General features: G+C 74.7%; 16 protein-coding genes and 1 pseudogene. 10 read left to right on the plus strand and 7 right to left on the minus strand.

The annotated features are described in order from the left end of the window. Positions 1–32 precede the first annotated feature (32 nt). A pseudogene (locus tag ABD343_RS36590) lies at positions 33–5879 on the plus strand (type I polyketide synthase); the annotation flags it as partial. 123 nt (positions 5880–6002) lie between these two features. Here the strand turns inward: ABD343_RS36590 and ABD343_RS36595 are convergent. Further along, on the minus strand, positions 6003–7232 hold the full coding sequence (locus ABD343_RS36595; RefSeq protein ID WP_344534648.1) for a cytochrome P450: 1230 nt from the start codon (positions 7230–7232) through the stop codon (positions 6003–6005). Positions 7233–7575: 343 nt separating this feature from the next. On the opposite strand from ABD343_RS36595, the gene ABD343_RS36600 reads away from it, so the two are divergent. Then, the gene (locus tag ABD343_RS36600; RefSeq protein WP_344534650.1) at positions 7576–8352 is read left to right on the plus strand and encodes a DUF3159 domain-containing protein; all 777 of its coding nucleotides are present in this window, start codon (positions 7576–7578) and stop codon (positions 8350–8352) included. A gap of 312 nt (positions 8353–8664) precedes the next feature. Further along, a complete protein-coding gene (locus tag ABD343_RS36605) occupies positions 8665–9426 on the plus strand; it encodes a thioesterase II family protein (protein WP_344534652.1) in 762 nt (253 codons plus the stop codon). 40 nt (positions 9427–9466) lie between these two features. On the opposite strand, the gene ABD343_RS36610 is transcribed toward ABD343_RS36605, so the two are convergent. The 5 genes from ABD343_RS36610 to ABD343_RS36630 form a co-directional block, all read right to left on the minus strand. After that, positions 9467–11092 carry a flavin monoamine oxidase family protein gene (locus ABD343_RS36610; protein ID WP_344534654.1) on the minus strand — a complete coding sequence of 542 codons (1626 nt, stop codon included), beginning with the start codon at positions 11090–11092 and terminating at the stop codon, positions 9467–9469. Positions 11093–11368: 276 nt separating this feature from the next. Further along, positions 11369–12475 carry a beta propeller repeat protein gene (locus ABD343_RS36615; protein WP_344534655.1) on the minus strand — a complete coding sequence of 369 codons (1107 nt, stop codon included), beginning with the start codon at positions 12473–12475 and terminating at the stop codon, positions 11369–11371. A 1-nt stretch (position 12476) separates the two neighbouring features. Continuing rightward, on the minus strand, positions 12477–13610 hold the full coding sequence (locus ABD343_RS36620; protein WP_344534657.1) for a hypothetical protein: 1134 nt from the start codon (positions 13608–13610) through the stop codon (positions 12477–12479). Positions 13611–13689: 79 nt separating this feature from the next. Further along, positions 13690–14352, minus strand: a complete 663-nt coding sequence (locus ABD343_RS36625) for an SGNH/GDSL hydrolase family protein (RefSeq protein WP_344534659.1) — start codon at positions 14350–14352, stop codon at positions 13690–13692. Between the two features lie 70 nt (positions 14353–14422). Next, positions 14423–15991 carry an FAD-dependent monooxygenase gene (locus ABD343_RS36630; protein ID WP_344534661.1) on the minus strand — a complete coding sequence of 523 codons (1569 nt, stop codon included), beginning with the start codon at positions 15989–15991 and terminating at the stop codon, positions 14423–14425. A gap of 161 nt (positions 15992–16152) precedes the next feature. On the opposite strand from ABD343_RS36630, the gene ABD343_RS36635 reads away from it, so the two are divergent. The 5 genes from ABD343_RS36635 to ABD343_RS36655 all read left to right on the plus strand — a co-directional run bounded on the left by ABD343_RS36635 (position 16153) and on the right by ABD343_RS36655 (position 22488). After that, complete coding sequence (locus ABD343_RS36635) at positions 16153–19506, plus strand: AfsR/SARP family transcriptional regulator (protein WP_344534663.1); 3354 nt, start codon at positions 16153–16155, stop codon at positions 19504–19506. A 212-nt stretch (positions 19507–19718) separates the two neighbouring features. Beyond that, on the plus strand, positions 19719–20327 hold the full coding sequence (locus ABD343_RS36640) for a CatB-related O-acetyltransferase (RefSeq protein WP_344534843.1): 609 nt from the start codon (positions 19719–19721) through the stop codon (positions 20325–20327). Positions 20328–20361: 34 nt separating this feature from the next. Continuing rightward, a complete protein-coding gene (locus ABD343_RS36645; protein WP_344534665.1) occupies positions 20362–20568 on the plus strand; it encodes a hypothetical protein in 207 nt (68 codons plus the stop codon). A gap of 193 nt (positions 20569–20761) precedes the next feature. Continuing rightward, positions 20762–21544 (plus strand): alpha/beta fold hydrolase, encoded by a 783-nt coding sequence (locus ABD343_RS36650; RefSeq protein ID WP_344534667.1) that lies wholly within the window; start codon positions 20762–20764, stop codon positions 21542–21544. A 41-nt stretch (positions 21545–21585) separates the two neighbouring features. Then, the gene (locus ABD343_RS36655) at positions 21586–22488 is read left to right on the plus strand and encodes an NAD(P)-dependent oxidoreductase (protein WP_344534669.1); all 903 of its coding nucleotides are present in this window, start codon (positions 21586–21588) and stop codon (positions 22486–22488) included. 70 nt (positions 22489–22558) lie between these two features. Here ABD343_RS36655 and ABD343_RS36660 read toward each other — a convergent pair whose 3' ends face one another. After that, complete coding sequence (locus tag ABD343_RS36660) at positions 22559–23128, minus strand: GtrA domain-containing protein (RefSeq protein ID WP_344534671.1); 570 nt, start codon at positions 23126–23128, stop codon at positions 22559–22561. A 290-nt stretch (positions 23129–23418) separates the two neighbouring features. Here ABD343_RS36660 and ABD343_RS36665 point away from each other — a divergent pair, with 290 nt between their 5' ends. Together ABD343_RS36665 and ABD343_RS36670 are read left to right on the plus strand one after the other, a co-directional pair. Further along, entirely contained in the window at positions 23419–24030 is a 612-nt protein-coding gene (locus ABD343_RS36665) for a hypothetical protein (RefSeq protein ID WP_344534673.1), read from the plus strand. 99 nt (positions 24031–24129) lie between these two features. After that, complete coding sequence (locus tag ABD343_RS36670; RefSeq protein ID WP_344534675.1) at positions 24130–24507, plus strand: nuclear transport factor 2 family protein; 378 nt, start codon at positions 24130–24132, stop codon at positions 24505–24507. The last annotated feature ends 3 nt before the right edge of the window (positions 24508–24510 follow it).

Consider the following 24510-nt stretch of genomic DNA (forward strand, 5'->3'; position numbering starts at 1 on the left):
GCCCCGGTCGGAGTCCGCGTATGAATTCCCACGACGAAACCACCCCGCTGAGCCAGAAGCTGCGGGGGCTGCCCCGTGCCGAGCAGGACCGGGCGCTGCTGGACCTGGTGTGCCACCACGCCCTCGGGGCGCTGCGCCGGGTACGGCCCGACGACGCGCCGCCGACGCTGCCGCCGGACCGCCCCTTCATCGACCTCGGCTTCGACTCGCTGACCGCGGCCGACCTCCACGGGCGGCTGGCCGCCGCCACCGGGCTGGCGCTCCCGGTCACCGTGGCCTTCGACCACCCGTCCCCGGCGCGCCTGGCCCGCGCCCTGCGCGCCGGGCTGCTCGGCGGGGACGAGGAGGAGCCGGCCCCGGCGGCACCGTCGTCGGACGGGGACGAGGACGGGGGCGAGGATCCGATCGCCATCGTCGGCATCGGCTGCCGCTACCCGGGCGGCATCGCGTCCCCCGACCAGCTCTGGCGGCTCGTCGCCGAGGGCGGCGAGGTCGTCGGCGACCTGCCCGAGGACCGCGGCTGGGGCCCGGAGAACCTGTACGACCCGGACCCCGAGGCGCCGGGCAAGACGTACGTACGCCGGGGCGGGTTCCTCCACGACGCGGCGGAGTTCGACGCGGAGTTCTTCGGGATCGGCCCGCGCGAGGCGCAGGCGATGGACCCGCAGCAGCGGCTCGTGCTGGAGACCTCGTGGGAGGCCCTGGAGCGGGCCGGCATCGACCCGGCCGTGCTCCGGGGCAGCCGGACCGGGGTGTTCCTCGGCGCCGAACCGCAGGAGTACGGGCCCCGGCTGACCCGGGCCGAGGGGCGCGAGAGCCACCTGTCCACCGGCGTCACCACCAGCGTGATCGCGGGGCGCGTCGCCTACGCCCTGGACCTCCAGGGCCCCGCCATGACCGTGGACACCGCCTGCTCGGGCTCCCTGGTCGCGCTGCACCTGGCCTGCCGGGCGCTGCGCCAGAGGGAGTGCTCCGTGGCCCTGGCCGGAGGGGTGGCCGTCATGTCCGCCCCCGGCACGTTCCTGTCCTTCTCCCGGCAGCGCGGACTCGCCCCGGACGGCCGCTGCAAGGCGTTCTCCGCCGACGCGGACGGCACCGGCTGGTCCGAGGGCGTCGGCGTCCTCGTCGTCGAGCGGCTCTCCGAGGCCCGCCGCGCCGGGCACCCCGTCCTCGCCCTGGTCCGCGGCTCGGCGGTCAACTCCGACGGCGCCTCCAACGGCCTCACCGCGCCCAACGGCCCCTCCCAGCAGCGGGTGATCCGCCAGGCCCTGGACTCCGCCGGGCTCGGCCCGCACGAGGTCGACGCGGTCGAGGCGCACGGCACCGGCACCACGCTCGGCGACCCGATCGAGGCCCAGTCCCTCGCCGCGGCCTACGGCACCGGGCGCACGGCACCGCTGTGGCTGGGCTCGGTGAAGTCCAACCTGGGCCACACCCAGGCCGCCGCGGGCGCCGCCGGGATCATCAAGATGATCATGGCGATGCGGCACGAACTGCTGCCGCGCACCCTCCACGTCACCGAGCCCACCCCCCACGTCGACTGGGAGCAGGGCACGGTGGCCCTGCTCACCGAGGCACGGCCCTGGCCGCGCACGGACACCCCGCGCAGGGCCGGTATCTCCTCGTTCGGCTTCAGCGGCACCAACGCCCACGTCGTCCTCGAACAGGCCCCGCCGCCGCCCGAACCCGAACCCCCGTCCCCGGAACCCGCGTCCCTCGGCACGCACCCCGCGCCGCGTGCGCTGCCGCTCTCCGCGCGCACCCCCGAGGCCCTGCGGGCCCAGGCCGCCCGCCTCAGAACCTTCCTGGACGAGCACCCCGCCCCCGCCCTCGCCGACCTCGGCCGCGCCCTGGGCACCGCACGGTCCGCGATGGAGCACCGCGCCGCGCTCGTCGTCACCGACCGCGCGGAGCTCGCCCGCGACCTGGACGCCCTGGCCTCCGGAGACCCGGGCCCCGGCGTCCGCCGGGGGCAGGCGGTGCCGGGCGGCGTCGCCGTGATGTTCACCGGGCAGGGCGCCCAGCGGCTCGGGATGGGCCGCGAACTGCACGCCGCCCACCCGGTGTTCGCCCGCGCCTGGGACGAGGCCTGCGCCGAACTGGACGTCCACCTTCCCCGGCCGCTGCGCACCGTGGTGTGGGCCGAACCGGACGGGCCCGGGGCGGACCTGCTGGACGGCACGATGTACGCGCAGGCGGCGCTGTTCGCCCTGGAGACCGCCCTCTTCCGGCTCATGGAGTCCTGGGGGGTGCGTCCCGACCTCCTGCTGGGCCACTCCCTGGGCGAGATCACCGCCGCCCACGTGGCGGGGGTCTGGTCGCTCGCCGACGCGGCGGCGCTGGTCGCCGCGCGGGGCCGCCTCATGCAGGAACTCCCCGCGGGCGGTGCGATGATCTCCGTACGGGCCACCGAGGACGAGGCCAGGGCCGCGCTCGACGGCTTCGGAGGACGGGCGGACCTCGCCGCGGTCAACGGGCCCGCCTCGGTGGTGCTCTCCGGCGACGAGGACGCCGTCACCGAGATCGCCGACGGCCTCGCCGCGCGCGGCCACAAGATCCGGCGTCTCCGCGTCAGCCACGCCTTCCACTCGCCCCGGATGAGGCCCATGCTGGACGACTTCCGCTGGGTGGCCCGGGTGATGACCTACGCGCCGCCGAGGATCCCCGTCGTCTCCAACCTCACCGGCGAGGTCGCCACGGCCGGGCACCTCCAGGATCCGGACTACTGGGTGGACCACGTCCGCGGTGCCGTCCGGTTCTCCGACGGCGTCCGCACGCTGGCCGGGCACGGCGTGAGCACCGTCCTCGAACTGGGCCCGGACGCGGTGCTGTCCGCGATGGCACCGGACTGCGTGCCCGGCGAGGAGCGGCCCGTGTTCCTCCCGGCCCTCCGCCGCGACCGCGAGGAGACCCGGGAGGTCACCGGGGCGCTCGCCGCCGCCTGGACGCGCGGCGTCGAGGTGGACTGGGCCGCGCTGCACGGCGGTTCCGGCCGGCCGGTGGAGCTGCCGACCTACGCCTTCCAGCGGCGCCGGTTCTGGATGGAGGCCGAGCCCCCCGCCCAGGACGCGGCCGGACTCGGCCAGGACGGCGCCGGGCACCCGCTGCTCGCCTCGGCGGTGGACTCCGCGCAGGCGGACACCCGTACGTACACCGGGCGGCTCTCGCTCCGCACCCACCCCTGGCTGGCCGACCACGCGATCGACGGCGACGTCCTCCTGCCGGGCACCGCCTTCGTCGACCTCGCGCTGCACGCCGGGGACCGGGCGGGCTGCCCCGCCCTGGACGAACTGACCCTGGAGAGCCCGCTGACGCTGCCGGAGTCCGGCGCCGTGCGGCTCCTGGTCGAGGTCGCCGCGCCCGACGAGCGGGGCGCCCGCGCGGTGCTGGTGTCCTCCCGCGCCGAGGACGACCCCGCCGACGTGCCCTGGACCCGGCACGCCACGGGCCGGCTCATCCCCGCGCCCACCGCGCCCACCGCGCCCGCCGCGCCGGACAAGGAGGGGGCCGACCTGCGGAGCTGGCCCCCCGCCGGGGCCGAACCGGTCGCCCTCGACGGGCTGTACGAGGGCATGGCGGAGCGCGGCTACGGCTACGGGCCCCGGTTCCAGGGGCTGCGCGCGGCCTGGCGCCGCGGCACGGAGGTCTTCGCGGAGGTCGCGCTGGACGGGGAGACCGACGGCGCGGACGCGGGTGCGGGCGCTGACGGGGGATTCGCCCTGTCCCCGGCGCTCCTCGACTCCGCCCTGCACGCCCTGGACCTGGGGGAGTTCGTCCCCCGCGACGGACGGCCCTGGGTCCCGTTCGCCTGGACCGGGGTGACCCTGCGCGCCGTCGGCGCGCGGGCGCTGCGCGTGCGGCTGTCCCCCGCGGGGGAGCACGCGGTCGCGCTGGACCTCGCCGACCCCACGGGTGCCCCGGTCGCCTCGGTGCGCTCCCTCGCCTCCCGCCCCGTCGCCTCCGGTACGGGCGCGGCGGCCCGCGAGGGCGTGGTGGCCCGGTCGCTGTTCCGCCCGGACTGGACCACGGTCGCGGCACCGGGAACCCCGGCGGGGGACTGGGCGCTGCTCGGGGACGCCGACGGGCCGCTCGGCCGGGCCCTGCGCGCCGCCGGGTCCGACCTCACGTGCCACGCCGAACTCGCCGCCGTGGACGTGCCGGACCTCCTGGTGGTGCCCTGCCCGCCCGGCGAGGGCCCGCCGCCCGACGCCGCCCGGAGCGCCGCGCACCACGCGCTCGCGGTGCTGCGCTCCTGGCTCGCCGACGAGCGGTTCGCCGGTTCGCGGCTCGCCCTGGTGACCGAGGGCGACGACTTCGCCGCCCCGGCGGTCTGGGGGCTGGCGCGCTCGGCGCAGGAGGAGCACCCGGGCCGGATCTCGGTCCTCGACGTCGACTCCTGGGACGCCTCGGGCGCGGCCGTGGCCGGTGCGCTGGCCGGTGGCGAGGCCCAGACGGTGCTGCGCGACGGCACGGCGTACGTGCCCCGGCTGGCGCGGGTCGCGCCGCCGGACGGCGGCGCGGACTGGGATCCGGACGGCGGCGCGGACTGGGACCCGGACGGCACCGTGCTGATCACCGGCGGCACCGGCGGGCTCGGCGCGCTCCTCGCCCGGCACATGGCAGAAGCGCACGGCGTACGGCACATGCTGCTGGTGAGCCGCAGCGGGCCGGACGCGCCGGGCGCCGGCCGGCTCCGCGCCGAACTGGCCTCGTCCGGGGCGACGGCGACCCTCGCCGCGTGCGACGTCACCGACCGCACGGCCCTGGCCGCGCTGCTCGCGGGGATCCCCGCCGCGCATCCGCTGCGCTCCGTGGTGCACGCGGCGGGAACCCTCGACGACGGCGTCCTCACCTCGCTGACCCCGGAGCGCTTCGACGGCGTCTTCCGGCCCAAGGCCGACGCGGCCTGGCTGCTCCACGAGCTGACGGCGGACCTCGGCCTCGACCGGTTCGTTCTGTTCTCCTCCACCGCCACCCTGCTCGACGGCGCGGGACAGGCGAACTACGCGGCGGCCAACCTGTTCCTCGAAGGCCTCGCCCGGCACCGGCGCGCCCTCGGGCTCCCGGCGACCGCGCTCGCCTGGACGCTGTGGGACGAGGCCGGCGGCATGGCCGGGAGGCTGGGCGAGGCCGGGCTGCGCCGGGCCGCGCGCTCCGGCTTTCCGCCGCTCGCGCCCGCCGACGGCCTCGCGCTCTTCGACGCCGCGCTCGCCACGGGGGAGACCACCCTGGTCCCGCTGCGGATCGACCAGGGCGTGCTGCGTGCCCGCGCGGCGGGCGTACCCCCGCTGCTGGCCGGGGTGGTCCGGGCACCGTCCAGGGCCGCCGCCGGGACCGGGGGACCGGCACGGGCGGCGGAGTCCCTGGCCGCCGGGCTGGCGACGCTCTCCGCCGAGGAGCGGCAGCGCACGTTGCTGACCCTCGTCCGCACCCATGTCGCCGAAGTCCTGGGCTACGACCGTCCCGAAGCGGTCGCGGGCGGGCGGGGCTTCCTCGAACTCGGCCTCGACTCGCTCGCCGCCGTCGAGCTGCGGAACCGGCTGAACGCGGCCGCCGGGGTGACCCTGCCGTCCACGCTGGTCTTCGACCACCCGACGCCCGAGGCCGTCGCCCGGCACCTGGCCGCCGGGTTCGGCGAGGACGAAGCGGACCGCACGGCCTCGGTGTTCGCCGGGATCCGGCGGCTGGAGGCGGAGCTGGCGGCCGTCGCCCCGGACGAGGAGGAGTACGCCGGGATCGCCGCCCGGCTGCGCGGACTTCTCGCCACCTGGACCGAGACACACAGCCCCGAGGAGCGGCCCGAGGAACCCGCGCTGGACTCCGCCACCGCCGAGGAGCTGTTCGACATCCTCGACAGCGAACTGGAGGTCGGCGGCTAGGCTCCCCACCATCCGGCCCCCACCGTTCCGCCGCCCACCGTTCCGCTGCCCACAGCCGTGGCCGGGCAGCCCACCGGCCCCGGTCCGGCGAAGGACCGGGGCGGGCGGCCCTGGGGACGGGGGCTACCAGCGGACCGGCATCGCGTGCAGTCCGAAGACGAGGTTCTGGTACTTGAAGGGCAGCGCGTCCACGGCCTTGTCCAGCTCCAGGGAGGGCATCCGCCGCAGGAGCGTGCCCAGCCCGACCTCCAGCTCGGCGCGGGCCAGGTTCTGCCCGATGCACTGGTGCGCCCCGTAGCCGAAGGCGATGTGGTGCCGGGCCCTGCGGTGGATGTCGAAGGTGTCGGGGTGCTCGAAGGCCCGCTCGTCCCGGTTCGCCGACGCGCTCAGCACGAAGATGCCCTCACCGGCCGTGATCTTCCGGCCGTCGATCTCGATGTCCCCGACGGCCACCCGGTCGAAGGCGGCCCAGTCCGACACGGAGTGGAACCGCAGCAACTCCTCGACGGCGCCGGGCAGCAGCGCGGGGTCCTCGCGCAGCTCGGCGAGCTGCTCCGGGTGCTCCAGCAGGGTCAGCACGCTCAGCGGCAGCATGTTCGCGGTCGCCTCGTGCCCCGCGGTCAGCAGCAGGAAGGCCATGCCGACCAGGCCCGCGCGGGTCAGCTCACCGGTGCCGACCTGCTCGACGAGCAGCCGGCCGATGAGATTGTCGCCGGGCTCCCGCGCGGCCGCCTTGACCAGCTCGTCGAGGTACTCGACGAGCCCCTCCATCGCCGCCCTGACCTGCTCCGGATCGGCGTCGAGCTGGACCATCGTCCGGGTCGCTGACTGGAAGTAGTCGTGGTCCTCGTACGGGACGCCGAGCAGCCGGCAGATGACGAGCGAGGAGAGCGGCAGGCCCAGGTCCTCGACGAGGTCGGCCCGCGAGTCCCGCGCCAGCATGTCGTCGATCAGCCGGTCGGTGACGCGCTGGATCTCCGGGCGCAGCTCGTTCATCCGCCGCGTGCCGAACTCGGAGATGAGCATGCGCCGGAAGTGGCCGTGCCGGGGCGGGTCCAGGTTGATGAACTGGCCCTCGTGGAACTGGGCGATCTCCGCCAGCTCGTTGAGCTGCTCGGCGCTGAGCGGCTCCCCGCCGCCCGTGCCCTCGCCGTCCGCGCCCTCGCCCGCGTCCGCGCTCGCGCCGTCCGGGCGTTCCTCGGGCATACGGACGGTGGGGAAGCCCGGCTTGCTCGCGTCGGAGCTGACCCGGGGGTCGGTCAGCAGCCGCTGGGCCTCGGCGTGACGCGTCACCACCCAGGCCGTGCCCCCGTGCGGCAACCGCACCCGCACCAGCGGGGATTCCGCGCGCATTCTCGCGTACTCCGGTGGCGGGGCGAAGGGGCATTTCCTGGCCATGGGAAAAGCTAATTCTTCAACGGATTCGCCGTTGCCGGTCCTCGTCATGAAATGCTCCCCTCGGGGGTGATTGCAGAGCAGTGATCACCGGATGACGGGGCGTGAGTCTATGGGCGGGCCGCGGCGGCGGTCAATAACCGGAATTTGTGCCAGCGAATACGAGGAAGAGTGCGGGAAGAAGGGCCGGGAGCGGGGGTGGAGTTAACTCCACCCCATCCCGGGACCTAGGTGTGATGCGCCCCCGGCCCGATTCCGGCCAGCATGGAGGGGTCGAAGAGCCTCGTGGGGAGACCGAACCGTGAACGACGATGAGGAACAGGACGCCAAGAGCGATGAGGAGCAGGCCGCCGGGAGCGGCGTGAAGAAGGTCCCGGAGAACTTCCAGGACCAGCTCGCCTTCGCCTGGGACTACATCGGCGGCGTGTACGGCACGATCCTGACCATCCTGCCCGTCATCACCTACATCGTGGTCAACGCGCTCACCAGCATGTGGCCGGGCATCTGGGCCTCGATCGGCACCGCGGTCCTGGTGGGGATCTACCAGTTGCTGCGCAAGGAGAAGCTGGCCGCCTCGGTCGTCGGCCTCGTCACCGTCCTCATCACCTGCGGCGTCGCCGTGCTCGTCGGCGAGGCCAAGGGGTACTACCTGCTCGGCAACTGGATCACGGCCTGCATCGGCAGCGTCCTGCTCCTCTCCGTCCTCCTGCGGCGGCCCCTGATCGGCCAGGTCTGGGCCGCGGCCAACGCCCAGGGCTCGTTCTGGCGCCGGGACCGCAAGTCGCTCTTCTACTACGACGTGGCCACGCTGCTCTGGGCGGCGCTGAGCTTCTCCCGGTTCGCGGTGGAGCGCTGGCTCTACAACCTCGACGAGACCACCTGGCTCGGCGTCGCGCGCCTCCTCATGGGCTGGCCGCTGACCTTCCTGGCCGTCATGAACAGCATCTGGGCCGTCCGCCGGGTGGACCGCAGGCGCAAACTCTACGACCCGAATTACAAGGACCCGAAGAAGGAAAAGGAATCCGAGGAGAGCGACCCGGCGAATTCAGCCGAGACCGCGAAGAGCCACGGAGAATAGCAACGCCGACCCCGTACGGAAGTACGGGCGAGGCGGCCCTCCGGTGAAATGCCCCACCCCCGTGTGTCGGCGGCGTTGCGTGAACGTCGCTGTGCAGGGGCACGACACCGCCACGATTTCCGGTCCGCGACAGCGGGCCGGAAATCGTGTGTTTCCGCCCCCGTGCCGAGGCCCGTTCCCCACCCGTACCCCGGGGGCGCCGAGGGGGTTCAAGGGGCGGTGGTGGAGGGTTAGGGGTTGCCCGGGGGGGCGGCGGGCAAGCACTGTCGTCCGGGGGATTCCACACGTACGGACGCCTGAGGGGACGCACACGTGAACGCGCACGCCGATGAGGATCTGTGGATACGACGGTTCCATCCCGCGCCGGACGCGGCGACCAGACTGGTCTGCCTGCCGCACGCGGGCGGTTCGGCCAGCTTCTACTTCCCGGTGTCCAGGGCGCTCGCCCCGGCGGTCGACGTGCTGGCGGTCCAGTACCCCGGCCGGCAGGACCGCCGCGCCGAGCCCTGCCTGGACAGCATCGCCGCACTGGCCGACGAGGTGGCCGAGCGGCTGCTGCCCTGGGCCGACCGGCCTCTGTCGATCTTCGGGCACAGCATGGGCGCCACGCTCGCCTTCGAGGTGGCGCTCCGCCTCGAACAGCGCGACATCACCCTGCACGCCCTGTTCGCCTCCGGGCGCCGCGCGCCGTCCCGGCACCGCGAGGAGTCGACGCACCTGCACGACGACGCCGCGCTGATCCGCGAGATCAAGGCGCTCGACGGCACCGAGTCCCAGACGCTGGACGACGAGGAGATGCTCCGCGCGGTACTGCCCGCGATCCGCAGCGACTACCGCGCCGCCGAGACCTACCGCTATCAGCCGGGACCGCCGCTGAGCTGCCCCGTCTACGCCATGGTCGGCGACAGCGACCCGAAGGCGAGCGTCGACGAGGTCCGCTCCTGGGGCGACCACACCAAGGAGCGCTTCGAGCTGCAGACGTACCCCGGCGGGCACTTCTATCTGAACGCCCAGGCGCCGCGCGTCATCGACGCGATCTCACGGGCCGTCATGTCGGCGTCCCGCCCCGCCTGATCCGGAGGCCCGGCCCTCCGGCGGGGCCGGGCCGCCCGTCTCACTCGGCGAGCCGGACGGGCGCGATCTCGTGGAAGACGTCTCCGGGCCCGGGGTTCTCGGCGGGCGTGCTGCCGCCGAGGTGCTCGACCACGCCCCAGACCGCGTTGAGCGCGGTGGTCACCGCGCCCTCGGCGAAGCCGCCGGTCCAGGAGACGTCGTCGCCGCACAGGAAGAAGCCGCGGTGCCGCGGGTCGAGGTCGTCCTGCATGAAGTGGCTGAACAGCCGGCGCTGATAGCGGTAATGGCCGGGCAGGTTGGCCTTGAAGGCGCCCATGAACCGGGGCTCGGTCTCCCAGGTGATCGTCAGCGGCTCGCTGATGAGGTGCGAGCGGATGTCCACCCCGGGGTAGATCTCGCCCAGCTTGGCCAACAGGATCTCCACCCGCTGCTCCGCCGACAGGGTGGCGAACTTCAGCGAGTCGTCGTTCCAGGTGTAGGACAGGCACATCACGCCCGGGCGGCCGGGGTCCGAGCCGAACAGATAGACACTGCGCGGCATCCGGTCCGTGAGGGTCATGCCCATCGCCATCTGCCCGGTGTCCGGATCGGTGTCCAGCCAGAAGGGCCGGTCGGTCAGCACGAACACCTTCGAGGAGCCCATGTAGTGGGTACGTTCGACGGCGGTCCACAGCTCGGCCGGGAGCAGCGACGGGTCGCTGTCCACATGCGTCAGCAGCGCCCGGACGTGCGGGCTGAACACCACGGCCGGGTACCGGTCGAGGCGGCCGTCGGCGTCCTTGACCTCGAAGCCCTCGGCGTCCCGTCCGATGCGTACGGCCGCGGGCCGGGGCGTTCCGTCGTGCAGCCCGGCGAGCGAGGTGCCGGCGGGCCAGTGCGCGAGGCGGCCGGGCCGGTGCGTCCACAGCCCGCGCGGCAACTGCTGGGCGCCGCCCTCGATCGTCATCTGGTCGTCGTCCGCCGCGGTGCACACCACGCGGAGGATCTCGATGATGGAATTCGGGAAGTCGGTGTCCCAGCCGCCGGTGCCGAAACCGACCTGCCCGAAGATTTCCCGGTGCCGGAACGAGGCGAATGCGGGGCTGGTGGCGAGGAATCCGTAGAAGGACTGGTCGTCGTACTCCTTGACCAGTTGATTCCAAATCGCTTTCAGCAGGGGTATGTCACGGCGCCGTATCGCGTCCTGCAAAGAGGAGAGTTCGGCACGGTCCTGGAGCACCTTGTCCCAGGCGTCCGCCACTTCCTGGAACTCCGAGGGCAGATCGGCCACCGAACGGGCCCGGTGCGTGCGCCCTTCGAGATGCACGAGCGTGGCCGGGGTGGACGGCGCCAGCGGATTCGGGAACGGCGCGGTGCGCAGCCCGAGCGCGTCGATGTAGTGGAACAGCGCCGTCGCCGACACGGGAAAGCGCATCGCGCCCATCTCGGCCAGGAATTCGGGGTGTTCGGGGAACGGCTCGGAGCGCATCCGCCCGCCGAGCTGCTCGGCCTCGTACAGCACCGGCCGCAGCCCGAGCCGCATCAGCTCGTAGGCCGCCGTCATCCCGGACATCCCGCCGCCGATCACCGCCACCGGAGTGCCGTGCCGGTGCGCGGGTACGGTCCCGAGTCCCGCCGGATGCCGTAGCCAGTCGTCATAGGCGAACGGGAAATCCGGCACGAGCATGGTGACTCGTTCCGAACTGGCCAAGGTCATGAGGCAACCTTTCGATCGGTCGCGGTCGGAGCGGATCCCGCCGCCATGCGGGCTCGTGGGCAACCGGTATTCCCCGCTGGGGAACCTAATTTCCGCGCATTGCACGCGGCAACCCCTACCGACCCCGGCTCCGCAATGCCGGACCCGAGCACATGAGCCGACCCCCTGAAGGGGATTCAGGGGGTCGACCGGGCCCGCCGGAAGAGAGGCGGAGCGCGCGCTAGGGGTGAATGCCCGGAATCCGGGTCAGCCGAATCGCAGGGCGCGGGGGGCGAAGGTGCCCTGGGGGCCGTCGGCGCGGCCGACCGACCACACCGTGTCCGTGCCCGGGACCGGCGCCAGCCGCAGGGTCCAGGACTCGCCCTCGCCGGAGACCGGCGGTTCGCCGTACCCGGTGAACGCGCTCCCGTCCCAGGAGAGGAAGTCGGGGCCCGGCACGAGCGGCGGGGTGCCGCCCGGGTTCCACTTCTGCGAGCGGTTCACCGAGACCCAGCCCAGCTCGCCGGAGGCGGTGGGCGTGAGCGAGTTGACCGAGCCGAAGTCGGTCGGCATCGCCACCCGGCTCCACTTCTCGCCGTCCCAGCGGACCAGCAGCGGCGGGATCGGTTTCCCCGGCGGGCCGCCGACGAAGCCGGCCGTGCCGCCCGCCCAGACCTCCGTCGGCGAGACCGCCAGCACGCTGCCCACGGCCGCGCGCGGGAACCCGTCCACGACCGTCTGCTTCCACTCCCGCCCGTCGTAGTGCGACACGGTCGCGCCGTCCACCGAGGCGCCCGCGGCCCAGACGTCGTCGGCCGCCAGCAGGTGCAGGCCGTGCACGGACCCCGGCGGCGCCGGTACGTCCTGCCAGCCGTTCCCGTCCCTGCGCAGCAGCGCCTGCGCCCCGTCCCGCGAGCCGGTCAGCCAGATCTCCCCGCCACCCGCGAAGACCCGGGCCAGCGTGACGCCGCGCGGCGGGCGGCTCTCGCGCCAGGCGGTGCCGTCGTGGCGCAGCAGCCGGGCGCGGCCCGCCGCGTCGCGGCCGACCGCCCAGACCGAGGAGGGCGAGGCCGCGGCGACGGACAGCAGTTCGCCCTGCCAGCGGACCCCGGGCAGGCTCTGGCGCTGCCACGCCGTGCCGTCCCAGCGCAGCACCAGCGGGAAGCCCGGCGCCTGGCGGCCGACGGCGTCGGCGCCGACCGCCCACGCCCGGTCGGGGCCGAGCGCCACGGCCTCGTTCAACGCGGCCTGCGGGCGCACCTGTTCCGGAACCGGGACGTGCTGCCACGAGCCGGTGTCCGCCGCGGCCGGGATCATCACGGCGACGAGGGCCAGCGCGGCGGCGAGGACCGCGACGAGAAGTCTCCGGGCCATGTCAGCCTCCCCGCCGCTCGCTCATCAGGTTCGGTTTCGCGCCGTAGATCTCGGCGGTCCCGAAGGACAGCAGCGAGGACCCGGCCCGCGTCAGCGCACGCGGCTGGACGTCGATCGCGCGCGGGCGCTCCGGCCCGTAGGAGTAGCGGACGCGGGAGCCGTCGATCCGCGCGTACTTCGACTGGAACGCGCGGTCGCTGCGCACCGGCAGCCACAGCGCGCCGTCCGGGCCGCGCACCATCTCCTCGGTGTACGCGCCGCCCAGCGGCGGCCGGAACGTGCGCCAGGCGTGCCCGTTCCAGCGCATGACGTACGTGCTGGCCACGCCGTCGGTGTACTGCCAGCCGCTGAGCGTGACCCGGCCGGAGGGCTCGGGCAGGATCGTGTGCACGTTGCTGTCGGGCGGCAGCGGCACCCCGGCGTCCCGCCAGGCGGTGCCGTCCCAGCGCAGGACGGTGTTGCCCGTGCTGGTGTCGCCCCAGGCCCAGGCGTCGTCGGCCGTACGGGCGGTGATCCCCATCAGGTACAGCACGCCGTCCGGGGTGGGCTGCGAGGTCCAGCGGGTGCCGTCGTGGTGCAGGACCTTCAGTCCGGTGTCGTCCTCGCCGATCACCCACGCGGCGCCCGGCACCGCCGTGAAGTCCTGGTACGTGCGCAGGGTCTGCGGCAGCGCGAGGGTGGTCCACGCGTCGGAGCGACCGGGCCCGTCCGGGTCATCCGGTCCGTCCGTTCCGCCCGCCGGTCCGCGGAGGATCCGGCCCTCGCCCGCGTGGTTGTGGAAGATCCACACCTCGTCGCCGACGAACCGCACCTCGCGGAGCCGCCCTTCCTCCCCGGCGCCGGGGAACCCGGTCTCCCGGCTCCACGCGGCGCCGTCCCACCGGTACAGGACCGGGCGCTGCCCCTCGGCGGTCTGCTCGGACCCGGTCGCCCACGCCTCGTCCGGGCCGCGCGCGGCGACATCGGACACGCTCACCGGCGGGGACGCCGCCGGGACGGGCAGCGCGGACCAGCTCGCTGCCGCGGCGGGCTGCGGCGCGGGCTGCGCCGCGGGCCGCGCGGTCGCGGCGGACGGTGCCACGACCGCGGCGCCCGCGAGCACAAGGCAGACGGCGACCGCACGGAGACCGTTCATGAGCCCCCCCCAGGACACGAAGGTCGCACACGGTATTGGCCCCCGTACGCCGTGAACAGTCGGCTTCCGGCCGTTCAGTTCACGCGACCAGGCGGAGCCACGCCGCCGCCAGCGCGGCGTGCCCCGCGGGAGTCGGATGGACGCCGTCCTCGGACCAGTGCGAGGTCCCGGTCGTCGCGGAGAGCCCGGCGAACAGGCCGTCGGCGGCGAGCAGATGCGCGCCGTACGTACGGGCCAGTTCGCGTACGGCCTGGATCTTCGGGTCGAGGTCGGCGCGCCACTCCCGTTCGACCTCCGCGTCGAGCACCGTGTCGCCGACCTCGACGGGACCGGGCAGCGGCAGGAGGAACGGCTCGATGAGGATCAGTCCGGCCCCGGCCTTCGCGAGGGGCGCGAGGAGACGGTCGTACCCTTCCGCGTACTCGTCCACGGGGATCACCCGGCCCGCGGGGTCGTACGTGTGCCAGCCGACGTCGTTCACGCCGACGAGGACCGACACCACATCGGGGCGCGCGTCGAGCACGTCCGTCTGCCAACGGGCCGCGAGATCGCTGACCTTGTCGCCCGCGACCCCGGAATTCAGCCAGGTCACGGCCCTGTCCGGGTGGCGGAGGCCCCATTCGGCCGCGATGTGCAGGGGGTAGCCGGATCCGAGCCCCTGCTCGCTCTCCAGCCGTCGGCAGTCGGTGACCGAATCGCCGGTGAACATCACGGTGCTGCCCGGGCGGAGGGTGAGGGCCATGTGCGTGCTCCTTGAGATCGCTGTCGCTCAGGGGTGAGGGGTGAGGGGCGTGGGCGGTGGGCGGGGGCGCTCAGCGGTCCGGGTCGCCGAACCAGCGCAGGGCGGTCCGCGTGAACTCCTCGGGGCCCGGGGCGCGTTCACCGGCCCAGGCGACCGTGCCGTCGGGCCGGACCAGGACGGCACCGAGGCCGAGGTCGTTCCTCGCCGGACCGGCCGCGTACCGGATCCGGCGCTCCCACTTCAGGGCGGTGGCGCGGAGGGACGGGTCGGCGCGGAGGTCGAGGAGGACGCCGCGCCCGTCGCGGGCCAGCTCGCCGAGGCGGGTGCCGTCCGCCAGGCGCAGGTCCGGAGCGTCGCGGCCGACCAGCGGATGCGTGCCGCCGAGGTCGTAGCGGTGCGAGGAGCCCGAGACCCGCTCGTACACGTACGTCGTCCCGTCGCGGGTCCCGATCAGCTCGCGGATCACCCCCTGGACGGCCCGCGCGTCCGGGCCCGGCCGCATCGTCGCCGACTGGGCCCGCGTCCAGTCGAGCACCGCGGCGCCGACCGGGTGGCGCTCGCTGCCGTACGTGTCGAGCAGCCCGTCCGGCGCGTGCCCGCGCACGGTCGCCGCGAGCTTCCACCCCAGGTTCATCGCGTCGCCGATGCCGAGGTTGAGGCCCTGGGCGCCGAGGGGCGAGTGGATGTGCGCGGCGTCGCCCGCGAGCAGGACGCGCCCCTGGCGGTACGTCGTCGCCTGCATCGCCCGGTCGGTGAAGCTGGACGCGTGCCGCACGCCGGTCAGCGTCACGTCCGTGCCGGAGACCCGGCGCAGCACCGCCTGGAGGTGCTCGCGCGTCGGCGGCCTCGTACGGTCGAACGCGCCGCCGTCGCTGTCCAGCACCCCGATGTGCCCCGGTGCGGCCATCCGCACGTACATGCCCGCCGGGGTGAGCGTGAACCCCGGGTCCAGCTTCTCCGGATCGGCGAGGTCGGCGAGCGCGACGTACCCGGTGAACTGCGGTCCGGTGCCCGCGAAGTCGAAGCCCGCGAGCCGCCGGACCGCGCTGCGGCCGCCGTCGCAGCCGACGAGCCAGCGCGCCGTGAATCCGTCCTCGTGCCCGTCCGCCCGTACGACCACGCCCGCGTCGTCCTGTTCGAGGGCGGTGACCGTGACGCCGCGCCGGATCTCCACGCCCAGCTCGGCCGCCCGCGCGGTCAGCACCGTGTCGATCGCTTCGAGGTACGTCATCACGCCCTCCGCCGCCGGACCGGGGAGCCGGTACGGCAGCGCGGCGACATCGACCTTGGCCGGATCGAGCACCATGCCCGCGAAGTGACCGGCACTGCGCGGGGGAGAGGGCTCATCGGAGCCGGAGCCGGAGCCGGAGCCGGAGCCGGGGTCGGGGTCGGCTTCGCCGTCCGGGCCGTTCTCGCCGTCCGCCCCCGACTCCGCGCGCAGCGCGCCCAGCAACCCCCGCCGGTGGAACGCCGCGGCCGACGCGGCGGACAGGCCCCGCAGTCCGAGCGGGGCCGACTTCCAGGGGGAGCGGCGTTCCGCCTCCCGTTCGAGCACCAGGACCGAACAGCCCGCGAGGCCCAGCTCGCAGGCGAGGAACAGACCGACAGGGCCGGCCCCCACGATCGTCACGTCATGCACAGGGACGTCATGCACAGGGACGTCATGCACAGGGACTCCTTCGCTCGATGTCTTCCCCCGAGGACCCGGAGCCTGTCGCGGCTCGCTCACACGGGGCTCACACGGCGCTGACACGGCACCCCTCGACGCGGACGGCCCGGCCCGCGCGCGAAGATGGCGGGATGGAACGGGACGCGCGCCTCCGCGTCACGCTGCTCGGCGCCTTCGAGGCGTCGCGCGGTGACGCCGCCGTGCCGACCCCGGTGCGGGTACCGGGCGTACGGCTGCGCGGGCTGCTCGTACGGCTGGCGCTCGGCGGGGGACGTGCGGTGCAGCGGGGCGTCCTCGTCGACGCGGTCTGGGCCGAGGACCCGCCGGCCGGGCCGGAACACGCCCTCCAGGCCCTCGTCTCGCGGCTCCGCCGGGCCCTCGGCGCGGCCACGGACGTCGTGCGGGCGACAGGCGGCTACCGGCTGGACGTGGCGCCGGACGACGTCGACGCGCTGCGGTTCGAACGCCTCGCCGCCCTCGGGCGCGAGCGGCTGCGCGCCGGTGACCCGGACGCGGCGGCCACCGCGCTCGGCGAGGCGGTGGCCCTGTGGGGCGACCGCCCCGGAGCGGAGCCCCCGGCGGTCGCCGCGGTGGCGCCCGCCGCCGCGACCCGGCTGGCCCGCACCTCCGTCGAGGCCGTCACCGACCTCGCCGCCGCCGAACTCGCCCTGGGCCGCGCCGAATCCGCCGCGACCCGCCTCGACGCCCTCCTCGCCGAGCACCCCCTGCACGAGCGTGCCGCCGCGCTGCTGATGGACGCCCTCGCCGACCGGGGCCGCGAGGCCGAGGCCCTGGCCCTCTACGGACGGATCCGCGAGTCCCTCGCCGACGCCCTCGGCACGGCCCCCGGCGCGGCCCTGCGCGACCGCCACCTCCGCATGCTCCGCGCGGAGTCCCCGCGCGAGCCCGCCGCCGCCCCGGCACCCTCCACGGGCGTGGGCGCGGACACCGGCCTGCCCGCCGCCGTGACGAGCTTCGTCGGGCGGGACGGCGATCTCGCCCGGGTCCGTGCGCTGCTCGCCGGAGGCCGGCTCGTCACCGTGGTCGGGCCCGGCGGCGCGGGGAAGACCCGGCTCGCGGTCGAGGCCGCGCGGGCGCACCGCCGTACGTACCGGGACGGCGTGCGGCTGATCGACCTCGCCTCGGTCACCGAACCGGAGAAGGTCGGCGCGGCCCTGCTCGCCGGGGCCGGGGTGCGCGGCACCGCGATGTTCGAGGACCGCGGGCGGGCGGGGGCAGCGGAACCGGACGTCCTCGCGGAGCGGTTCGGCGGCAGGGAGATGCTGCTGCTCGTCGACAACTGCGAGCACCTGATCGACGCCGTGGCCCGCCTGGTCGCCGCCCTGCTCTCGCGCTGCCCCGGGCTGCGCGTCCTGGCCACGAGCCGTGAGCCCCTCGCGGTCGACGGCGAGGCGCTCGTGCCGCTCGGCCCCCTCGCGCTGCCCGGCCCGGACGACGGCGTGGCGGAGGCCCGGCGGGCGGCGGCCGTACGGCTGTTCACCGAGCGGGCCGCGGCCGTACGCCCCGGATTCGCCGTCGACGCGACGACGCTGCCCGAGGTGCTGCGCGTGGTCCGGGGCCTGGACGGGATGCCGCTGGCCCTCGAACTGGCCGCGGCCCGGCTGCGGACGCTGTCGCTGCCGGAGCTGGCCGACGGGCTCTCCGACCGGTTCCGGCTGCTCACGACCGGCAGCCGCACCGCGCTGCCCCGGCACCGCACGCTGCGCGCCGTCATCGCCTGGAGCTGGGACCTGCTGAGCGCGCGCGAACGTACGGTCGCCGAGCGCGTCGCCGTCCTGCCCGGCGGCGTCACGGCCGCCTCGGCCGCCGCGGTCTGCGCGGGCACGCCCGTGCCGCCCGCCGAGGTCCCCGAGCTGCTCGCGGCACTGGTCGACCGCTCGCTGCTCCAGCTCGCGCCCGACCCCGGCCGCTACCGCATGCTGGAGACGCTGCGCGAGTACGGCGCGGACCGGCTGGCGGCGACGGGCGCCCTCGGGGCCGTACGCGACCTGGCCGCCGGGCACTTCGCCGCGCTGGCGGCCCGCCACGAGCCGCTGCTGCGGGGGCCGGGCCAGCTCGCCGCGGTGCGGGCGACCGGCGCCGAGTACGACAACACGCTCGCGGCCCTGCGGCGGCGGTGCGAGACCGGCGACGCCCCCGGCGCGGTCGCCCTCGCGCTGGACCTGGTCTGGTACTGGCAGATGCTGGGCCGCCACGCCGACGCGGCCCACTGGCTGGGCGAGGCGCTGGCGGTCCAGGGCGGCGCACGGTCGGCCGGACGGTCCGCCGAGGAGCCCGTAGAGGAGTCCGCCGAGAAGCCCGCCGAGGAGTCCGCCGGGGAGCCCGTCGAGGAGTCCGCCGCGCGCGACTGCGCCCGTGCGCTCCACCTGCTCAACCGGGCCGGTCCCCGGTCGGGGGCGTCGGCGGGGGAGGCCGCGGACGACCGGGCCGCGCTGCGGGAGTCGGCCGGACGGCTGCTGGCGGCCCCTGACCCGTCCGGCCGGTTCGGCCCGTACGCCGCGCTCGTCGCGCTCCCGCTCGCGGCCCTGACCGGGGAGTGGGCCGTGCCCCCGGCCCTCGCGCGCATGGCGGACGGCGACGACGTGTGGCTGTCCGGACTGGCCCGCATGTTCCGGGCCGGGTTCGCCGAGAACGCGGGCGATCTGGAGCGGACCCGCACCGATGTCGAGGCGGCCCTGGACCGCTTCCGGCAGGCCGGCGACTGCTGGGGCCGCTCCCACGCGCTGCCGATGCGCGCAGTGCTGCGGCAGTACGACGGCGACCTCGACGGCGCGCTCGCCGACCTGCGCGAAGCCCGTGCGCTGGCACGGGAGTTCGGTTCGCTCAGCCTCACCGACGAGGTCTTCGGCGACCTGCGCTGGATCGACCTCCACCTCCGCCGCGGCGACACCGCCCGGGCGGGCGCGGTGATCGCCTCTGCGCGGGAACGGGCCCCGCGCGCGGACTCCCCGGCGATGCCGCCCCTGGTCAACGCCTGGGACGCCCTCCTCCGGCTGCGGCTCGGCGAGCGGGACCGCGCCCGGGAGCTGCTCGACGGCGCCGAACGGTCCCTGCGCGGCGACGCCCCGTTCCCCGGCGGCCACGCGCGCACCCTGGCGGGCTGCGTACGTGCCGCGCTCTGCCTGGAGTCGGGCGACCCGGCGGGCGCGGAACGGGCGCTGGCCGCGGCGTACGGGGCGGGGCTGGCGACCGGGGACCTGCCGATCCTCTCGCTGGTGGGGGTGCGCACGGCCGCGCTCGCCGAGGCGTACGGACAGCACCGCGAGGCGGCCGTCCTGCTCGGCGCCGCGGCCCGGCTGCGCGGGGCGCACGACCGTACCGACCATCAGGTCGGCGCCCTCGTCCGCCGGTCGCGTGCCGCGCTCGGCGCGGTCGCCTTCGGCGCGGCCTACGGGCAGGGCTGGGAGCTGGACCGGAGGGCGGCTGTGAAGGAGACGGACCCCGCGCGCCTCACCCGGAGTTGACCGTGCCCGGCGGCATCTCGGTGCCGCCGCGCGACGATTACCCCTGGATAACCGCACGTTGCCCGATCCGTCGTTGATCATCGCCGGGACGTCGGCTGGAATGGGCGCACGCCCACGCCCACACACATCCACGCACATGCCGCCCGCGCCGAGAGGAAGCCCCCGTGACATCCCCAGTCCCCGTCCCCGCCGACCCGAACGTCCTGCACCCGATGCCCGAGCAGCCCCGCGTGGTGCTGCTCAAGCCGCTGGTGACCTCGCCGTTGATCGAGGTGGGGGAGTTCTCGTACTACGACGACCCGGACGACCCGACCGCGTTCGAGACCCGGAACGTGCTCTACCACTACGGGCCCGAGCGGCTCGTCATCGGGAAATACTGCGCGCTGGGGGAGGGCACGCGGTTCGTGATGAACGGCGCCAACCACCGGATGGACGGCCCCTCCACCTTCCCGTTCCCCGTCATGGGCGGCTCCTGGGCCGAGCACTTCGACCTGATCACCGGGCTGCCCGGACGCGGCGACACGGTCGTCGGCAACGACGTGTGGTTCGGCTACCGCTCGCTGGTGATGCCGGGCGTACGGATCGGGCACGGCGCGGTCATCGCGTCCGGCGCCGTGGTCGTGGACGACGTGCCCGACTACGGGATCGTGGGCGGCAATCCGGCCAAGCTCATCCGCCGCCGCTACAGCGACGCGGACGTCGAACGCCTCCTCGCCGTGGCCTGGTGGGACTGGCCCCTGCCGCACCTCACCCGGCACATGCGCACGGTCATGTCCGGCAGCGTCGACGCCCTGGAAGAGGCCGCCGCCGCCCTGCCATAGGACTCATGGAGGAACGGGGGGGGGGGAGTGAGCAGTGGAATGTGAACGCGCCAGCGGAAACCGCCATGTCGCGGAGTTCCGCGACGTCTACGCACGGGTCTACCGCGAGCCGCCCTACGGCGAGGACGCGGCGGCCGCGGACGCCTTCGCGGAGCAGTTGGCCGAGCACGCGGCCGGTCCGGGTCTCGCCGTGACCACCGTGCGGGACGGCGGTGGGGCTGGACGCCGGTCGGCGCGCTGACGGGGCCGCCGGACGGCGTGGAGCTCCTCGCGCTCCCGCTGACGGCAGCCGGAGCCTGACCGGGCCCGATGATCCGGCCGACCGCATCGGGGTCCTCTCGTGTCAGATAGATGAGCGCTCATTTGATTGACAGTCGCGCAAGTGGTGATTAGCTTAGTGCTCACTTAATCGGTACTCACCCAAGGAGTGCGGCATGCCGTTCACCGCTGCCCGCAACACCCGTGTCCACTACGAACTCGACGGCCAGGGGCCCGGTCTGGCCCTCGTGCACGGCGCCGGCGGCGATGCCGAGAAGGTCTTCGGCGGCGTCGTGGGCCACTTCTCCGACTCCCGTACGGTCATCCGCCCCAACTTCAGCGGCAGCGGCCTTACCGAGGACGACGGCGGGGAGCTGAGCGTCGAGCTGATCGCCGATCAGATCACGGCGGCGATCCGCGACGCGTCCGACGGCCCCGTGGACCTGTTCGGCTTCTCGCTCGGCGCGGTCGGCGCCGCCGCCGTCGCCGCGGCCCACCCCGAACTGGTCCGGCGGCTCGTCCTCGTCGGCGGCTGGGCGCACTCCACCGGGCCGCGCGACCGCTACTACTTCGAGACCTGGCGCAAGCTGCTCGCGACCGACCGCGAGCTGCTCAAGAGGTTCTCCGCGCTGACCGGCTTCAGCCCCGGCATGCTGGACAAGTTCGGCCACGAGGGGCTGGCCCAGTCGCTCGCCGACGCCTGGCCGCCCGCCGGTATCGGCCGTCAGATCGACCTCTGCGGCCAGGTGGACATCCGGCCCCTGCTCCCCGCGATCACCGCCCCCACGCTGGTGATCGGCCTGGCCGCCGACGCCATGATCCCCGTCGAGGGCTCCCGGGAGCTGCACAAGGCCATATCCGGCAGCCGGTTGGTGGAGGTCGAGGGCGAGGGGCACATGGACTGGTTCGCCGACCCCACCCGGATCATCGCGCTCACCCGCGACTTCCTCGACGCCTGAGCGACCCCCACCCTCCCCGCGACACGAAAGGCGGCACCACCATGACGACGACAGAGGCGAAGACGGGAAGAGGCGCGGCGGCGGAGGCGACAGCCGTGACCGTGCTCGGGCTCGGGGCCATGGGCTCCGCCCTGGCCAGGACGTTCCTGGAGCGCGGACACCGTACGACCGTATGGAACCGCACCGCGCACAGGAGCGCGTCGCTGGCCGAGGCCGGTGCCGCCACGGCCCCGACCGCCGCCGAGGCGGTGGCGGCGAGCCCGCTCGTCGTGCTCTGCCTGCTCGACGGCCCGGCCGTCGAGCAGGTGCTGGGCACCCTGGAGGGCGCGGTCGAGGGCCGGACGCTGGTGAACTTCACGAGCTGCTCCCCGGACCGGGCCCGGGAGTTCGCGCGCTGGGCGGACGAGCACGGCGCCGCGTATCTCGACGGCAAGGTCATGGGCGACCCGCCCTACGTGGGCACGCCGGACGTCCAGTTCCCGGTCAGCGGCTCGCGCGAGGCCTTCGCCGCGCACGGGGCGGCGCTGCGGGGCCTGGGCACCGTGACGTACCACGGGGAGGACGCGGGCCTCGCCGCGGTGGAGTTCCTCGCCCAGGTCGCGGTCTCCTACGAGCTGCTGATCGGCTTCCTGCACACGCTCCGCCTCGTCCGGGCCGAGGGCGTCGACGTACCGGAGTTCGCCGCGCGCGTCGCCGCCTCGCTGCCCGCGTACCCGGCGCTGCTGACCTCGATGGCGGGCGCGGTCGACCGCGGCGAGTACGCGCCGGACCTCGGCCCCCTCGACGTCCAGGCCGCGCTGATGGACGACATGATCGGCCACCGGGAAACGCGCGGTGTGGAGGCCGTGCGGATGCGGGAGGTCAAGAAGCTGATGGACCGCAGGATCGCGGACGGCCACGGCGGCGAGGGCTTCTCCAGCCTCTTCGAACTGCTGGGCCGCTGACGCCGGACCCCGCCTCAGGACCTCGGGGGCTCCGAGCCTCAGGGCCTCGGGGCCTCAGGGTCTCCGGACCTCAGGCGGCACGGCAGAGGGCGGCGGGCGCGGCGGCCGCGGTCACCGGCCGGACCGCGACGGTACGGACAGCGACCGCGCCCTCGCCCGTGCTCGCGCCCTCGCCGTCCCGGTCGCCCGCGCCCCGCGAACGGGTCCGCGCGAAGACGACCAGGCGCAGCACCGCGAAGCGGGCGACACCGGCGAGCGCGGACGCGGACAGATAGACGCCCTGTTCGAGGAACGCGCCCGGCGACGCCACCAGTTGCTGGAGGAGCAGCATCGCCGCGCAGGTCACCCCGTACGCGGCCGCCGCCGAACCCGCCGACTGCGCGTGCTGGCGCCAGGTCGCGCGCCCGCCCGCGCCGAAGGTGAAGCGGGCGTGCAGCTCGGTGGCCAGGAGCGTGGAGACCACGGTGACCAGGGCGTTGGCGAGGATCCAGGGGGTCCAGGAGGCGAGGGCCGACACGGCGAAGCTGGAGGCGAGCCCCACCCCGCCGCCGCACAGCACGAAGCGGGCGAAGGCGCCACAGGCCCCGGGCGCGGACCGCGGGCGTATCCCTGCTCCCCGTACTGCCTCTGCTGTCGCCATGACCCCGCCCCCCTGAAGTGCCGACGCCGCACCGCGCGCCGTCGATGGTGCCATCTTGGCACACATGTGGCGCCATTGGCGAGCCATTTATGGCGTCACCCGGTCCCGGGCTGCTCGCGGCATTCCGGGCCTCACGTCAACTCACGCCGTACGTCCGCGAGTTCAGGGGAATTTTTCCGCAGAACAGTTCGGATTCTGCCTGGTTCCGGCGCGGTTCCGCGTGTCAGGCTGTCCGGACTTCGAGACGGGCCCGTCTCCTGTCCCCTCCCCAGACGCTCCTGAACGCAGAAATGGCTCGAACCTCCGTGCTCAAGAAGAACGCACTCGCCGCTGCCGCCGTGGCCCTCGCCGGTACGTTGACGCTGACCCTCGCCGGCTGCGGCGGGGACGACAGCGAGGACAAGGCGGGCGACGCCAAGGCGTCGTCGTCCGAGCGGAAGGGCGAGGACGCCGACGCCTCGCCGTCCCCCTCCCGCACCCGTGACGCCAAGTCGCCCCGCCCGCGCCGCAGCCCGTCGGCCCAGCCGGGCACGGCGACGCCGACCCGTACGTCCCGCCCCTCGGCGCCGCCCCGGACGAGCGCCGCGCCACGGCCCGCGCCCACCCGTACGAGCAGCAGGCCCGCACAGGCGCGCGGTACCCAGGGCACCTGGTACCTCCCCGGCCGTACCGCCGACGGCGGCCTCGCCGTCCTCACCGTGAACGGCACCGCCGTCTCGCTACGGGCCGGAGCCAAGAGCTGCTCGGGAACGCTCAGCGGCAGCATGGCCGTCAGCCTGGCGTGCTCCGGGATGCGCGCCAACGGCAAGGCGGTACTGACCAAGGGAGGCCAGGAGATGGTCTTCAACTGGAACGACGGCAAGCCCAGCGACACCTTCATCCGCAACCGGCCCCCGGGGTGACCGTCTCCTCCGGCTGGAGGTGGTGACCGGGACGGTTCACCGTGCCCGGAAGGCGGCTCGTGGGACGAGCGCACGCGAAACGGCTGATATTACTGGGGTATGCAGGAAGAGACCGCACGCTCCGCGATCGACACGTTCATCTCCGCGTTCAACGCCTCGGACGACCTCAATGTGACTGCCCTTCTTTCCCAGGCCCTGACCTCGGACGTGGTCTTCTGGGGGCCGTTGGGCCGCAGCGAAGGAATCGCGGCGGTCGAGCGGTTCGTGCTGGACATCCGGCGCCACCCGGCGGGGGCCGGCACGATGGTGCGCTGCTCGGCGGTGGACATGCCCGGTGAATGGGCCCGCTACCAGTGGGTCTTCACCACGCCGGCCGGCGGCCCCCGCCTGGCGGGAACGGACGTCGTCCATCTGCGACGGAGCCTCATCGACCAGGTCATCGTCTTCGCGGGGGAGATCGAGCCGTCGGCCTCCTGAGCG

It is taken from the genome of Streptomyces albiaxialis (genome assembly GCF_039530985.1).
GTDB classification, from domain to species: Bacteria; Actinomycetota; Actinomycetes; order Streptomycetales; family Streptomycetaceae; genus Streptomyces; species Streptomyces albiaxialis.